Source organism: Kumtagia sp., from assembly GCF_059502445.1.
On the sequence record NZ_JCACER010000096.1, the window covers coordinates 154,352 to 168,641 of the forward strand.

15 protein-coding genes and 1 pseudogene are annotated in these 14,290 nt (G+C 64.5%); 6 read left to right on the plus strand and 10 right to left on the minus strand.

Features of this window, described 5'->3' with window-relative positions:
• Positions 1-3: 3 nt before the first annotated feature.
• From bmt to tnpA, 4 genes and pseudogenes are all read left to right on the plus strand, one after another.
• Positions 4-1,014, plus strand: a complete 1,011-nt coding sequence (gene bmt / locus AC5JDC_RS24950) for a betaine--homocysteine S-methyltransferase (protein ID WP_495845572.1) — start codon at positions 4-6, stop codon at positions 1,012-1,014.
• 84 nt (positions 1,015-1,098) lie between these two features.
• Positions 1,099-1,620, plus strand: coding sequence for a hypothetical protein (locus AC5JDC_RS24955; RefSeq protein ID WP_495845574.1), 522 nt, complete (start codon positions 1,099-1,101; stop codon positions 1,618-1,620).
• A gap of 26 nt (positions 1,621-1,646) precedes the next feature.
• Positions 1,647-2,009 (plus strand): hypothetical protein, encoded by a 363-nt coding sequence (locus AC5JDC_RS24960; protein WP_495845576.1) that lies wholly within the window; start codon positions 1,647-1,649, stop codon positions 2,007-2,009.
• Positions 2,010-2,084: 75 nt separating this feature from the next.
• Positions 2,085-2,513, plus strand: a pseudogene (gene tnpA / locus AC5JDC_RS24965) (IS200/IS605 family transposase).
• A 168-nt stretch (positions 2,514-2,681) separates the two neighbouring features.
• Here the strand turns inward: tnpA and AC5JDC_RS24970 are convergent.
• The 6 genes from AC5JDC_RS24970 to AC5JDC_RS24995 form a co-directional block, all read right to left on the minus strand.
• On the minus strand, positions 2,682-3,119 hold the full coding sequence (locus AC5JDC_RS24970; RefSeq protein WP_495845578.1) for a hypothetical protein: 438 nt from the start codon (positions 3,117-3,119) through the stop codon (positions 2,682-2,684).
• Positions 3,120-3,183: 64 nt separating this feature from the next.
• Positions 3,184-3,774, minus strand: coding sequence for a PadR family transcriptional regulator (locus tag AC5JDC_RS24975; RefSeq protein WP_495845580.1), 591 nt, complete (start codon positions 3,772-3,774; stop codon positions 3,184-3,186).
• A 281-nt stretch (positions 3,775-4,055) separates the two neighbouring features.
• Positions 4,056-5,906, minus strand: coding sequence for a vWA domain-containing protein (locus AC5JDC_RS24980; RefSeq protein ID WP_495845582.1), 1,851 nt, complete (start codon positions 5,904-5,906; stop codon positions 4,056-4,058).
• Between the two features lie 209 nt (positions 5,907-6,115).
• Complete coding sequence (locus AC5JDC_RS24985; RefSeq protein WP_495845802.1) at positions 6,116-6,679, minus strand: RNA polymerase sigma factor; 564 nt, start codon at positions 6,677-6,679, stop codon at positions 6,116-6,118.
• A 131-nt stretch (positions 6,680-6,810) separates the two neighbouring features.
• The gene (locus AC5JDC_RS24990; protein ID WP_495845584.1) at positions 6,811-7,239 is read right to left on the minus strand and encodes a DUF1810 domain-containing protein; all 429 of its coding nucleotides are present in this window, start codon (positions 7,237-7,239) and stop codon (positions 6,811-6,813) included.
• 23 nt (positions 7,240-7,262) lie between these two features.
• The gene (locus AC5JDC_RS24995; protein ID WP_495845586.1) at positions 7,263-8,000 is read right to left on the minus strand and encodes a dienelactone hydrolase family protein; all 738 of its coding nucleotides are present in this window, start codon (positions 7,998-8,000) and stop codon (positions 7,263-7,265) included.
• 150 nt (positions 8,001-8,150) lie between these two features.
• Between AC5JDC_RS24995 and AC5JDC_RS25000 the strand changes: the two genes are divergently transcribed.
• Complete coding sequence (locus AC5JDC_RS25000) at positions 8,151-9,131, plus strand: SDR family oxidoreductase (RefSeq protein ID WP_106772409.1); 981 nt, start codon at positions 8,151-8,153, stop codon at positions 9,129-9,131.
• A 4-nt stretch (positions 9,132-9,135) separates the two neighbouring features.
• Here the strand turns inward: AC5JDC_RS25000 and AC5JDC_RS25005 are convergent, their stop codons facing one another.
• Both AC5JDC_RS25005 and AC5JDC_RS25010 read right to left on the minus strand, forming a co-directional pair.
• Positions 9,136-10,569: an APC family permease gene (locus AC5JDC_RS25005; RefSeq protein ID WP_106772408.1), complete on the minus strand. Its 1,434-nt coding sequence runs from the start codon at positions 10,567-10,569 to the stop codon at positions 9,136-9,138.
• Between the two features lie 101 nt (positions 10,570-10,670).
• The gene (locus AC5JDC_RS25010) at positions 10,671-11,525 is read right to left on the minus strand and encodes a hypothetical protein (RefSeq protein ID WP_495845590.1); all 855 of its coding nucleotides are present in this window, start codon (positions 11,523-11,525) and stop codon (positions 10,671-10,673) included.
• A 45-nt stretch (positions 11,526-11,570) separates the two neighbouring features.
• On the opposite strand from AC5JDC_RS25010, the gene AC5JDC_RS25015 reads away from it, so the two are divergent.
• Complete coding sequence (locus tag AC5JDC_RS25015; protein ID WP_495845592.1) at positions 11,571-12,878, plus strand: calcium-binding protein; 1,308 nt, start codon at positions 11,571-11,573, stop codon at positions 12,876-12,878.
• A gap of 71 nt (positions 12,879-12,949) precedes the next feature.
• On the opposite strand, the gene AC5JDC_RS25020 is transcribed toward AC5JDC_RS25015, so the two are convergent.
• Both AC5JDC_RS25020 and AC5JDC_RS25025 read right to left on the minus strand, forming a co-directional pair.
• The gene (locus AC5JDC_RS25020; protein WP_495845594.1) at positions 12,950-13,537 is read right to left on the minus strand and encodes an NAD(P)H-dependent oxidoreductase; all 588 of its coding nucleotides are present in this window, start codon (positions 13,535-13,537) and stop codon (positions 12,950-12,952) included.
• Complete coding sequence (locus AC5JDC_RS25025; protein WP_495845597.1) at positions 13,537-14,118, minus strand: NAD(P)H-dependent oxidoreductase; 582 nt, start codon at positions 14,116-14,118, stop codon at positions 13,537-13,539. Before AC5JDC_RS25025 ends, AC5JDC_RS25020 begins: the two co-directional genes overlap by 1 nt.
• Positions 14,119-14,290 lie beyond the last annotated feature (172 nt).

Genomic DNA, 14,290 nt, shown 5'->3' on the forward strand with positions numbered 1-14,290 from the left:
GCAATGACCAATCCTATCGACGCCCTGCTCGCCGAAAAAGGCGTGCTGCTTGCCGACGGCGCCACCGGTACCAATTTGTTCGGGATGGGCCTGGCTTCGGGCGAGGCGCCGGAACTGTGGAACGAGGACGCGCCCGAGAAGATCGTCGCGCTGCACCAGAATTTCGTCGATGCCGGCGCCGACATCATCCTCACCAATTCCTTCGGCGGCACGCGCCATCGGCTGAAGCTGCACGACGCGCAGGACCGTGTGTTCGAACTCAACAGGAAGGCCGCCGAGATCGCCCGCTCGGTCGCCGACAAGGCCGGCCGCAAGGTGATCGTCGCCGGCTCGGTCGGCCCTACCGGCGAGCTGCTGCAGCCCCTCGGCGCGCTCACCTATGACGCCGCCGTTGCCGCCTTCAAGGAGCAGATCGAGGGGCTGAAGGCCGGCGGGGCGGAGATCGCCTGGATCGAGACCATGTCGGCGCCGGAAGAGGCGAAGGCAGCGGCGGAAGCCGCGATCGCCGTCGGCCTGCCCTACACCTACACCTTCTCCTTCGATACGGCCGGCCGTTCGATGATGGGCCTGGCGCCGAAACATGTCCACGGCGTCGCCGACGGGCTGGCCGAGCCGGCGGTGGCGGTCGGTGCCAATTGCGGCGTCGGCGCTTCCGACATTCTCGCTTCGCTGCTCGACATGACCGAGGCCAATCCGGACGCGAAGGTGATCGTCAAGGGCAATTGCGGCATTCCGGAATTCCGCGGCACCGAGATCCATTATTCCGGCACGCCGGAACTGATGTCGGACTATGTCCGGCTCGCCGTCGATGCCGGCGCAAAGATCATCGGCGGCTGCTGCGGCACCTCGTTCGAGCATCTGGCCGCCATGCGCAAATCGCTCGATTCGCACCAGCGTCAAAGCCGGCCGACCGTGGCGGCGATCATCGAGCGCATCGGCCCGCTGCGCAACAAGACGGCCGACCAGAGCGGCGCGGTCCAGGGCGGCGAAGGCCGCCGGCGCCGCCGCGCCTGAAGAGCAACGCTTGGTTCTTGAACGCTTGCGTCATTTCTGTAGTGTCAACCACTGATGGAGTAATATCTCGGCTTGGTGTCAAGCATGTCTGACGATCTCGACAAGACGTTTGGACGTTTGAGAAATCCTGAGCGCATCGACAAATGGGAAGATCGGCCTCCAGAATCACTAAGCAACCTGAATAGGCAGCTAGCGGACGATCTGATCGCTCTCGAAAAATGCGCCCAGTCGCAACTCCTGAAGTTTTCTGCCAGGACAATAAATTATCTATGGGTAGTGGACGAAGCAGGGGCTATTAAGATTTCTGTCGAAGAGATCGCGCTCAAGCCTCCAGATGCTCCACGCGCGGGATATCCTAGGCGACGTGGGTATCGGCATATTTCGGAAGAGAAGAAACTCGGTCATCCAACGCTACTTTGCGGTGGCCCGGCCCGCATTGCTGGTGAACTGGCTTTTGACGAAATCTCGGGGCGCCTGCGCTGGATGCTTAACGCAAATTCCGGCCGCTATTGCCGCCGTGAGCCACCAACCCAAGAGCAGATTGATGCGGTTGCAACTTTGTTTCGAGAGTTAGGCGTGGACCTAGAGGTCGACTACCTTATATAAGCGAATGAGACCGGATTGAGGATCGCATGGCAAATCTCACTCCAGAGCAGTCGGTGTTGGCAAGCCGATTGACGACCTTTCGTCCGAGTGACCGTCAAGAGATAGACCGTGCGCTGCGTGACCCAAATCGCAGGCGCGACGTAATGCGTGCGTTAATCAGTTATGTTGAAACCTGGGAGAAGGCAAACTGGATAGAAGATTATTCTATCGAAAGAATAGGAAAGTGGTTTGCAATTTCAGCAGATAAAGACTTTGTCGTCGAACTCTCGAATTGGGCAAAGAAAAGGAAAACCAAGGCGCGTCTGGCTCTCAAAGCAGGGCTTAACAAAGGCCGCAGTATGCCACTCGCGGCGAGAAACCTTGCAAATCGTGAGCTTGCCGAGATTTAAAGTCCCCGATAGGGGATCAGTAAACCCCACGCCTTTAGGCGGACTGGGATGGAAGGCTTCTGTTTAGAATGTGGGATGGAAGCGTACAAGCGTGGCAGTCATACGGTTTGGGACTGCAAATACCATCTGGTCTGGGTGACGAAGTATCGCCGGGCGGTGCTTGGAGGCGATGTTGGCGAGCGCTGCCGCGAGCTGTTGCGGGAGACGGCGCGAGCTCATGAGATGGTTGTGCATGCCGGGTCGATCAACCGGGACCATGTGCACATGCTTGTGTCGGTCCCGCCCAACCTGTCGGTATCGCGGGCGGTGCAACATCTGAAGGGCCGCAGCTCGCACAAGCTGCTGAGTGAGTACGCCCTGCTGCGTAAGCGCTACTGGGGCCAGCACCTTTGGGCGAGGGGCCATTAGGTGGCAAGCAGCGGCAACGTGACGGGCGAGATGTGGATGGGGTACATCAAGAACCAGGCGCCGCCCGAGCCGGATGACAATTTCAACGTCACTTAGGCTGGCACCAGTCCGCCGAACGGCGGACCAATCCGGCTTCGAGCTGCAACCTGAAGCCACCGCCTTTAGGCGGTGGAGTATTCATGCTGCACAGATTGTTCGATTGAGCATACTGCCAGCATCGGCGGTGTTTTGAAGGCGTTTCCGTCGCCAGCGATGCCGAATCTTTTACCTCTGTATCCCGCTCAGCACGCGAAAATAGTGTTCCTCGCGTCCCTCCAGCCATTCATACGCCGCGGGCCAGCAGGCCGGATCGGTCACCGGCAAGGGATGGTTGCTGAGATAGCAGCAGCCTTCATAGCCGCGCAAGCTGGCACAGAGCGCCTCGCCAAGTTCGGGCTCGCAGGCCGAAAGCCGGCTCACCGTCGTGGCCCAGCGCTCGCCCCGCTGGCCCCTGACGAACAGGCCAACGCTGCGGTTGGTCAAGTAGAGCGAGATGACCAGGTCGTCGGAGACATGGCGCCAGCGCGAATAGAGGCTGCCGTGCTCGATCTTCGCGCTCTTGCGGCGGACGATGTAGCCGTTCCAGAATGTCTTGATCTCGGCCGCCGACACCGAACGCAGCCCGCGCGAAAAATCCCATTCGTCGAGGACGCGATCCGCCATGGGCTTCACCTCTCCGTTTGGCGTCGCGGTCGGCGGACCGACCGCGACGTGGAGGTGAGGCGTATCACAGATCCTCGATGTCGCGCCGCGCCTTTTTCAGGATGTCGCGGGCTTTGCGCGCCTGCTCGGGCGTGAACTGGCCGCGCCGCAGCCGCATGAACACGGCCTTCACCACGCCCCTTACCTCTTCGCCCAGCGAGACCTCGCCGCCTTCGGCCGAAGCTTCGTCGATCTGGGCGTTGATGCGCGCGAGATCCGCCGCGTTCTCCTCGATATAGGCTTTGCCCTGCTCGGTGATCGAGTAGAGCCGCTTGTTGCCATGGGCCTGCGAGGCGACGAGGTCGGCCTCCTCCAGCATCTGCAGCATCGGATAGATGGCGCCGGGGCTCGGACTGTAGGCGCCCTGGAATTTCGCCTCCAGCGCCTTGATGATGTCGTAGCCGTGGCGCGGCTCTTCCGCGATCAGGCCGAGCACGACGAGGCGCAGCGCCCCGGGATCGAACATGCGCGGACCGCGCCCGCCGAACGGGCCGCCGCGATGCCGGCCGAAAGCCGCGCCGAAGCCGCCGCGCCGGCCCCCGCCGAAACGGCCGCCCTCGCCCGACATCGACCATTCGCCGCAGCGCTTATGCGACCGGTGAAACCGATGGAACATGGTTCTTCCTTTCTCAGATATATCGTTCATGCGATATATCTAGAGAACGATATATCTTTTGCAAGAGGAGTATGGCTTTTCGGTACGTCGTTGCCGGCGACGGGGCGTACGATGGCCTCAATCCGGTTGGCGATCCCCCTGATCGCGGCCCGCCTGTGCACCTGACCGAAGCGGGAGAGATCGAAGCACGCGGCGATTTGGCAGGTTCGATACGCGACTTCGAAATCAGGAAAGCGGGCGCACGAACATCGAGCGCCCGCCCCCGATCCGATTGCGCCCTACTACTTGCCCGCATCCAGCGCCGCCGCCAGCCGCACCAGCGACAGGAACTCCGAGCGGTAACCGTAGCGATCGTCGCCGCGGGCGGCGGCAGCGATCTCGGAAATGCGGTCGTAGCCGAAACCGGCCACCCGGTCGGCATGCCGGAGCTTCTGCCCGAAGGCGGCGACGGCAATGGAAAAGCGCTGGTCGGTCGAGGCAGCGTCGAAGGAAGCGACCTCGTTGCCTGCCGTCACCGGCGTGGTGATCAGCTTGGACACGTCGCCATCCGGCGCCTTGTAGCGGATTTTGACGAAGGCATATTCGTCGGCATTCGCCACGCCGCCATTGGCCGTCGAAGCCTCCCCGTAGCGCGGAGGATCGATCATGGCGGCCGAGCTGCCCTTCGGCGTCACCTCGTAGATCGTCGTCACCGAATGGCCGGAGCCGATCTCGCCGGCGTCGACGCGGTCGTTGTTGAAGTCCTCGCGTTTCAGCGCCCGCGTCTCGTAGCCGATCAGCCGGTATTCCGAGATTTTTGCCGGATTGAACTCGATCTGGATCTTCACGTCCTTGGCGATCGGGAAGATGGTCGACGAGGCGTCCTGAACCAGCACTTTCTCGGCTTCGGCCAGCGTGTCGATATAGGCGGCGGTGCCGTTGCCGTTCTGGGCGATGGTCTGCATCATCTGGTCGTTGAGGTTGCCGCGGCCGAAGCCGAACACCGACAGGAACACGCCGCTCTTGCGGTTCTCCTCGACGATGCGCTTCAGGTCGGCGTCGTCGCTCTGCCCGACATTGAAGTCGCCGTCGGTCGCCAGCATGACGCGGTTGACGCCGCCCTTCACGAAGGACTGCTTCGCCAGCCGGTAGGCCTCGCGTATGCCTGCCTCGCCGGCCGTCGAGCCGCCCGGCGCCAGCGTATCGATCGACCGAAGGATCTTGTCGCGCTCCGATACTTTCGTCGGCTCCAGCACCGTGCCGGCCTCGCCCGCATAGGTGACGATCGATACCGTGTCGTCCGGCGACAGCGTGTCGACCAGCAGCCGCAAGGCGGATTTGAGCAGCGGCAGCTTGTCGGGCTCGTCCATCGAGCCGGACACGTCGAGCAGGAAGACGAGATTGGCCCGCGGCCGCTCCGCCGGCTTCACGTCAAAACCCTTGATCGCCACATGCATCAGCTTCGTGCCGGCGTTCCACGGCGTCGGCATGACGGTGACCGTCGTGTTGAACGGCGTCGCCGCGTTGTCCGGCCCCTTCCAGTCGTAGGGGAAGTAGTTGACCATCTCCTCGACGCGCACCGTGTCGGCATCCGGCAGTATCCCCTCCTTCAGCGAGCGTCGCACGAAGGAGTAGGACGCGGTGTCGACGTCGATGGAGAAGGTCGACACCGGCTGCTCCTGCGTCGAACGCAGCGGGTTGCTGTCGAAGGCGGCGATGCGGTCCCGGTCCTCGCGCGGAAGCGGGGGCATGTCGGCGGGTGCGATCGAGGGCGCGGCCTGCCGAGCATAGGTGCGGGCCGCGCCGTCGCGGCCGGGCCGCGCGGTTTCCAGCATCGTCGCCGGCGCGGCCCCGCCCTGGCCGACGGCGCTTTGCGGAACCGGCGTCGCCGTCAGCGCATCATGTGGCGCAGCGGCGGGGGCTTCGGGCTTCGCCAACTGCGCCGGTACCCCGCCCGCCTGCGTCCGAGTGTCCTGCGCGTCGACCTCCTGCTCGGCGACCGGCGCCGGCGCGATCTTCTGCCTGTAGGGCTCGTGCGGCGCCGGGACGACATTGTTTTGCCCGGTCTCCAGCAGGTAGTAGGCCGTATAGCCGGCCAGCGGCAGGGCCAGCAGGGTCGCCAGCGCCGGGGCCGCATAAAGTTTCTTCTGCATCATCCCACTCCAAAGCTTCATTGCTCTGGCGGTAAGACGGGGCGGTTCCGCAATTCCTTGGGCGGCGTTCGGCTTTTTTTCGGCGGCCTCTGGTGCATTCGCCCGATACGCGGCCATTGCCGCACCGACCGCACGGGCCTTCGCGTCGGCATCGGGCGACGGCGCGGCGATGCGGCCGAGCCTTTCGAGTTCGCTTTCGTCGACCATGGTCAACCTTCCCCGGCCTGGCGCATCAGCACCTTCAGCCGCTTCTTCGCTTCATGGATGTGCCACGAGACGGTCGCCTCGGAGATCGCCATCACCTCCGCCGCGGCGGAATGGCTGAGCCCTTCGCCATGGACCAGAAGCACCGCGTCGCGCTGCCTGTCCGGCAACTGGCGCACCGCTTCCCACAGCGCATCGGAGCGCGCCTGCGGTTCCGTTTCGGGTCCGCCCCCTTCGGCGATCAGCGCGTGGACGCCGTAGGCCTCCGCCCTGGCGGCCTCCCGCACCGATCTGCGCAGCGCGTCGCGGGCGGCGTTCAAGGTCAGCGCATAGAGCCATGTGGTGAAGGCGCCGGCGCCGCGATAGCCGCGGATCGCCGTGCCGAGCCGGATGCAGACCTCCTGCGCGACGTCGTCGGCATCCGCCGCGCGGCCGCACCAGCGCCAGGCGACGCGGTGGACGAAATCATAGTGCCGTTCGACCAGCCGGCCGAACGCGGTCTCGTCGCCCGCGCGGGCGCGATCGACCAGTTCCGTGTCGGAGGCTTCCGGTTTCGCCTGCACCGTCATGACCGTCATTACCGGTTGGACGACGGCTATCGGCCATTCCTTGGGGTGTGAAAAGGACTTTTTTCCAGGATTGCCGGTTCGATTTTCTATGTCTTTTCGGAGAAAACCGTAGCGAACCGTCGCGAAAGTTTTCAGCTTCCGCCCAAAATCCGCAGCGTCCGCGGATCGGGATCGCCTCCGAAACATCTGTCGAGGGCGCGCAAGAACACCTCCTCGCCGGAGGCCTCGCAGAACAGCGTCAGGCAGGAACGGAATTTTGCGTCGTCGGGGCTGCCGAATATCTCGCGAGTGGAGCGGCCGTCGTTTTCCAACACCAGCTCGACGCATTCGCGCAGGCGATCGCCCAGGATCGGGTGGTCGAGATAGGCGCGCGCCTCGGCGAGCGAGCCGATGGCATATTTCCGCGACATGGCGCTCATGCCGAGGCCGGCCATCTGTGGGAAGACGAACCACATCCAGTGGCTCGTCTTGCGCCCGCTCCGCAACTCGGCCCGCACCCTGTCGATGACCGGCGCCTGCGCAGCGACGAAACGCTGAAGATCATACGGATCGTCGGACATGATCGTGTTCGCGGGTCTTTCGCTCAGAGCGTATCCGAAAGCGTCTCGGCAAAGAAGGTTTTGAGCCGCTTCAAATGCCGCTCCGCGCCTTTCCTGTCATAGGCGCCATGGTCCGGCACAGCCCAGCCATGCGCCATGCCAACGTAGTTTTCGATGACGTGGTCGACCTCGGCCGTGCGCAGGGCCTCGGCCAGCTTTGCCGACTGTTCCGGCGGAAAGCTGCGATCGACGCCGGCGACGCCTATGTAGACGCGCGCCTTGAGCCTTGCGGCGCTCCGGTGCGGACTGTCGGGGGCATCGGATGCGAGATTGCCGCCATGGAAGCTCGCGGCGGCGACGATCCGGTCGGGATAGGCGGCCGCGGCGTTGATCGCCCGGCCGCCGCCCATGCAATAGCCGACGGCGCCGACCGGCCCATTGATGCCTTCCGCGTCGAGTGCTGCGAGGAAGGCGCCGGTGTCGCGCACAGTCATCTCCTGCGACGTGCCGGAGATCAGCGCCATCAGCTGGTTTTTGGTCGTTTCGTCGCTGAAGGCGGTCTTGGCATCGAACGGGCCGTAGGGGGCGTTGCGGTAGAACAGGTCGGGTACCAGCACAATGTAGCCTTCGCCGGCGAGCTGCTCCGCCATGCCGTCCAGCGCCGGCCTGGGGCCGAAGGCATCCATATAGAGAATTACGCCGGATCCCCCGCCCGCTCCGCGGAACAGACCGGCTTTGGCAACTCCGTCATCGGTCCTGATCTCGATCTCGCGCTTGCTCATCGGGCTTCCTCGGGAAAATTTCGTCCGCCGCAGAACTTATCGGCCCGCCGCCGGTTCTCAAGCCCCGGCCATGGAATTCGGATGCTCCGTTGCGGACGGGATCAACCCCGCGCCTCGTGCGTTGGGCAGGAGTCAACGAGGAGATTCGACATGCCATCCCAGGAAAGAGCCGAAGCCAGGAACGAGGCCGACAAGCAGCGCAAGATCCAGAAAGGTGTCGACCGGACGGACGCGAAAAAGAAAAAAAACGGGGGCGGCAACGGTGCCATGCAGGCCGGCGCGCGCGCCTATCCCGAGCCTCCTTTCCCCAAGCAGCATCATCCGAAACCCGGCGAGGAATGGAAGATCGAGCCGGCGCCGCTGTATGATGCGCCCTTCTACATCGGTTCCAAGAAGCTGGAGGGGAAGGTCGCGCTGGTCACCGGCGGCGATTCCGGCATCGGCCGGGCGGTGGCGGTGCTGTTCGCGCGCGAAGGCGCCGACATCGCGATTTCCTATCTCACCGAGCACAAGGATGCGGAGGCGACGAAGAAGGCGGTCGAGGCGGAAGGGCACAGGTGCATCCTGTTCCCGGGCGATGTCACGGAGCGCGACTATTGCCGCTCGGTCGTCGCCGAAACGGTGAAGCGGCTGGGCAGCCTCGATGTCCTGGTCAACAATGCGGCGTTCCAGATCCATTCCACAAAATTCGAGGACCTGACCGAAGAGCATTTCGACACCACGCTGAAGACCAATCTCTACGGCTATTTCCACATGGCCCAGGAAGCGGTGCCGCACATGAAGCCTGGCTCGGCGATCATCAACACCGGCTCGGTGACCGGCATCGACGGCAGCAAGGAACTGGTCGACTATTCGATGACCAAGGGCGGCATCCACGCCTTCACCCGGGCGCTTTCCGGCAATCTGGTGTCGAAGGGCATCCGCGTGAATTGCGTGGCGCCCGGCCCGGTGTGGACGCCGCTCAACCCGTCGGAGAAGGAGGCGGAGGACGTCTCGCAGTTCGGCGCCAAGACGCCGATGAAGCGGCCGGCGCAACCCGAAGAGATCGCGCCGGCTTATGTGTTCCTGGCCTCGCCGCAATGCTCCAGCTACATCACCGGCGAGATCCTGCCGATCGTCGGCGGCTACTGAACGGTCAGTTGATGGTGCTCTTGCCGCCGATGTCCTCCATGGTCGGATCGAGCGGTTTCTGCCCGGTGGCGCGGTTGACGAAGACCGTGACGACCCACAGCACCACGCCGATGGCGAGCAGCACGCCGGCGATCTTGTACTGCTCCGGATTGCGTCCCGTCCACGGTCCCGTCAGGAACCCACAGGCGATCGCCCCGACGATCGGCAGGATGGTCGGGGCCTTGAAATGCGCATGCTCCACCCGGTCCTTGCGCAGGACGAGCACCGCGACGTTGACCACGGTGAACACGCATAGAAGCAGCAGCGCCGTGGTGCCGCCGAGCTGCGGAACGCCGCCGACGAAGGTGATCAGGCCGAACGCCAGGAGCGTGGTGAAGAGGATCGCCAGGTAGGGCGTGCGCCGCGTCGGATGGACCTTGCCCAGCACCGCCGGCAGCACGTGCTCGCGGCTCATGCCGTAGATCAGCCGGCTCGCCATCAGCATGTTGATCAGCGCGGTGTTGGCGACGGCGAACATGGTGATGAAGGCGAATATGCCGAGCGGGAAGTTGGGCGCGCCGGCCTCCACCACCTTGAGCAGCGGCGTCTCGCCCTCGCCGAGCGCGGCCGGCTCGACCAGCGTCACCGCCGAGATCGACACCAGCATGTAGATCAGCGCCGTTGCCAGCAGTCCGATCAGCAGGATTTTCGGGAAAATCCGCACCGGGTCCTTGGTCTCCTCGGCCATGTTGACCGCATCCTCGAAGCCCACCATGGCGAAGAAGGCGAGCGTGGTTGCGGCGATCACCGGCCAGACGGCGCTGACGCCCTCCGGCGTGTGAAACTGGGTGACGCGCGAGACGTCGCCCTGCCCGGCGCCGATCGCCCACAGGCCGATGAAGATGACGATGAGCAGGCCGGACAGCTCGACGCAGGTCAGAACGATGTTGACCTTCACGCTCTCGCCGACGCCGCGGAAGTTGATCGCCGCGACGATCGCCATGAACAGCAGGCCGAGCCACATGATGCCCCAGGTGTTGTTGCCGACGGCCGGATCGCCGAGGCCGAGCCCGAAGGCCGCGTCGAGATTGACCGAGAACGCCCGCGAGGCGGTCGATGCAGAGGTGATGCCGGAACTCATCACCGCGAAGGCGACGAGGAAGGTGACGAAATGGATGCCGAAGGCCTTGTGGGTGTAGAGCGCGGCACCGGCCGCCCGCGGGTACTTCGTCACCAACTCGAGATAGCTGAAGGCGGTGATCAGCGCGACGACGAAGGCGATGAGGAAAGGCAGCCAGACCACGCCGCCGACCTGCTTGGCCACCTGGCCGGTCAGCGCATAGATGCCGGTGCCGAGAATGTCGCCGACGATGAACAGGAGCAGCAGCCATGGCCCGATCGCCCGGTGCAGGGTGGGCTCGGCGGCGGGGGCTTTCCGGGGAGCGGTGGTGTCGGTCATCAAAGTCCCTCCGTTGCGCGACTACCCGCGCGACGCCGCGCCCCTTCACGGCCGTGACTCAAGCTCCCCGCCCGCGATGGTTGCGCAGCTTGCGCCGAAGATCAATTGCCCGTGAATGCCCGCATATGAAAAGCCTGCATCTCGGCCGGATAGCGATAGGCGGCGCCGTGCGGACAGGCGTTGCGGTCCAGGCAGCCCCGGCTCGCGCAGGCCCGCCCCTTAGCCGAGCGCACATATTCCAGGCAGCCGGCATGGTCGAAACCGGCCGCCACCGAATGAGCATCGACCGGACAGGACGCCAGGCACGGCTTTTCCGCGCAGGCGTCGCAAAGATGGGCCGGCGCGCCGGGGTCGGGCAGGTCGAGCTCATGGTCGAAAAGCAGCGCGCCGCGATAGGCGTGCCACAAGCCGTATTCCGGATGCATGAGGATGCCCAGCGGTGACGGTCTCAGCTTCTCCGCGCGCATCGCCCATTGCTGGAACGGCAGGTAGGGCCTTTCGGAGGGAAACACCGCCCTCGCCCCGAAGCGGCGAGCCACAGTGGCAATTACCTCATGTGACCACATGTCGAGGGGGTCGCGAAGCTGCGCCGGACGGCTTTCCCGCCATTTCAGGAAATGCGGCCACGCCGCCGCGCCGGCCTGGCCGACCAGTAGCAATGCCTTCGCCGGCGCGCCGGCAGGTCCGGCCGGTGCCGCGTCGCCGTCGGCAAAGCCGAAACCGCCACGCGGAATGAGCCCGTGTTCCGACAGCGCGGCCGCGATGACGGCCGCTCTGCCGACGATCGTTGCGGTGGAAGTATCAGACACCCGCGTTTTGCGCTCCGGAGCGCTCCATGCCGGCACACTATGCCTCATACGACCGCGCCGACAATGCTCTGCCGATACATCCGGCATCGCCGGCGGCACAATTTCGGTCAGTGCAACCATGCTATGTATTTTCGCGGCCGGTTGCATTGCTTCTTGATGTTCACCCCGAACCACCGAAGAGGGAGCTGTTCGATGGCATGGCAGTATCCGCAATCCACCACCTCGGACGCGACGATCGTCACCCTGGACGAAGATGGCGAGAGCGTCTTCATAGCGCGTGAGGTTTTCATCGCGTCGACGCTCTTCGAACCCACCATCCATGCGACCGTCGGCGCCAACAATCACAGCATCGTCGTTGCCGGTACGGTCGCCGGCTACACAGCTATCCATGTGGGCGGCTACTACAACGTCAACAACGGGTCGGTTGTCACCGTCGAGCAAACCGGCCAGGTGCGTTCCCCGGACGGTGTTGCGATTGCGCTTGAGGGTTACAACATGCAGGTCGCGAACCACGGCCTCATCACCGCCCACCACTTGGGCGTAGAGTTTCATGGATCGTCGGCAACAGGAGCGTCCTCGATCGTCAACACTGGCACGATAGAGGCCAGCGTCGGCATATATCATGGGAGACATTCCACGCAAGTATTGAAGGTCTTCAACTCGGGCACCATCGAGGGCAGTATTGCTTCCTTTGACACCTCATCCGAATCAATCGGCCGGAACGAGATCACCAACACCGGAACGATGATCGGCCATGTCCAATTCGCTGGGGCCGACGACCTCTACGATGGCCGTCTCGGCACCATCCAGGGCGACGTGCTGGGTCGCGGCGGGATCGACCGGCTCTATGCCGGCACCGGAAACAACCGGCTGTTCGGCGGCGACGGCAACGACACCCTGATGGGCGGCGCTGGCGCTGATTATCTCAGCGGCGGGACGGGCAGCGACCGCGCCGCCTACACCACGGCGAAGGCCGGGCTCACCGTCAGCCTCGCCAACGCCTCGCTCAACACCGGCGACGCCAAGGGTGATACCTTCAACTCGATCGAGAATCTCACTGGCTCGGATTTTTCCGACTACCTGTTCGGCACCAATACCCGCAACGTCATCTCGGGCGGGGCGGGCAACGACACGATAAAGGGCTATCGCGGCAACGACACGCTGGCCGGCGGCACCGGCAAGGACAGCTTCGTCTTCAATTCAGCGTTGAGCGCCAGCACCAATGTCGACACCATCACCGACTTCCGTGCCGTCGACGATACTATCCATCTCGACAACGCCTATTTCGCCGCACTGACGTCCACGGGCGTTCTGGCAGCGGGCGCGTTCCGGGTGCATCCCACCGGGCTGGCGCAGGATTCCTCCGACCGCATCATCTACGAGAGCGACACGGGCGAGCTCTACTACGACGCCAATGGCAATGCCGCCGGCGGCGGCGTGCTGTTCGCCAAGCTCGATCCAGGGCTCGCTTTGACGAACGCGGACTTCGTGGTGATCTGAGGCGGCGACGCTTGGACGGACCGATCGAGCGAACCAACCGATCGCACCCCCTTGCCGAGGAAAACGCCGCCTCAGAACCGCTCCAGCCGCCGCCTCACCTTCTCCAGAAAGGCCGCGCGCGAGGCCGGCGTCGAGCGGTCCATGTCGTAATGGGCGAGATAGAGCGTGCGGCTGCGCTTCGCGCACAGCGCCCGCATGCCGCGCAGGATCGTCTTGCGGCCCGGCTGGCCGATCAGGAACGACCACAGCCGCGGCGCGCCGCAGGTGGTGACCACGCCGATGCGGGTGATGTGGGAGATCCGCGAAACGATCCGGCCGCCATCGCTGGCGAGGTCGAAGGCGACTCCGGTCGCCCAGACGCGGTCGAAGAATCCCTTCAGCATGGCCGGCAGGCCGTACCACCAGGTCGGATAGACGAACAGCACCGCCTCCGCCCATTTGAGATGCTCGACATACGGCACGAGCGCGGGGTCGGCGGGCGGGCCGTCATTGTAGCCGCGCCGCTCGTCGCAGGTCATTACCGGATCGAATCCCTCGGCGTAGAGGTCGACCAGGCGGAGCTCGTCGCCGCGGCGGCGGAACACCTCCAGCGCCGTGTCGCGCAGGGCGGCGCAAAAACTGTCCGGCACCGGGTGGCAGTAGACGACCAGCATCCGCATCAGAACGCATCCATCCTGGCTGCCACCTTGCGCATGAAGGCCGCGCGCGAGGCCGGCGTGGAGACGTTCATGCCGTAATGCGCGAGGTAGGAGACCGAGGCGCCCGGCCTCACCATGGCGCGCAGCACGCGCGTCACCAGCTTTCGCGGCGGGTCGCCCATCAGGAAGGCATTGAGCCGGCTTCCGCCATAGCTGGTGACGGCGACGACCTTGCGGATGTCGTGCAGCGCCGGCCTTACCACGCCGTCGACCAGCTGGAAGCTGACGCCCGGCAGGAAGACGCGATCGAGAAAGCCTTTCAGGATCGCCGGATAGCCGAAATTCCAGACGGGATAGCACAGCACCAGCCCCTCCGCCGCAAGCAGCCGCTGGGCATAAGGGTGGATCGGCTCGTCCGGACGGCGCGGATCGTGATAGGCGAGACGCTCGGCGGTGCTCAGGCGCGGCTCGAAGTTTTCGGCGTAAAGGTCGCAATCGTCTACGTTATGGCCCTTTGCCCGCAGCCGCTCCACGATCGTCCGGTGCAGGGCGGCGTTGAAGCTCGTCGCGACCGGATGGGCGTGGAGGACGAGGATGGTCATGGACGGTTCTTTCCCTTCCCCTCGAGGGGAAGGTCGATCCGCGAAGCGGATCGGGGTTGGGTCGTTGCCGCCTGTCTCGGCGCTCCTCCGGGTCGAGCGGAAACGGCGGCGAAGGTCTGCCGGCGCAAGGTCTTGCGCACCTTGGCGTAGAGCGCTGCCGCGACGACCCCAC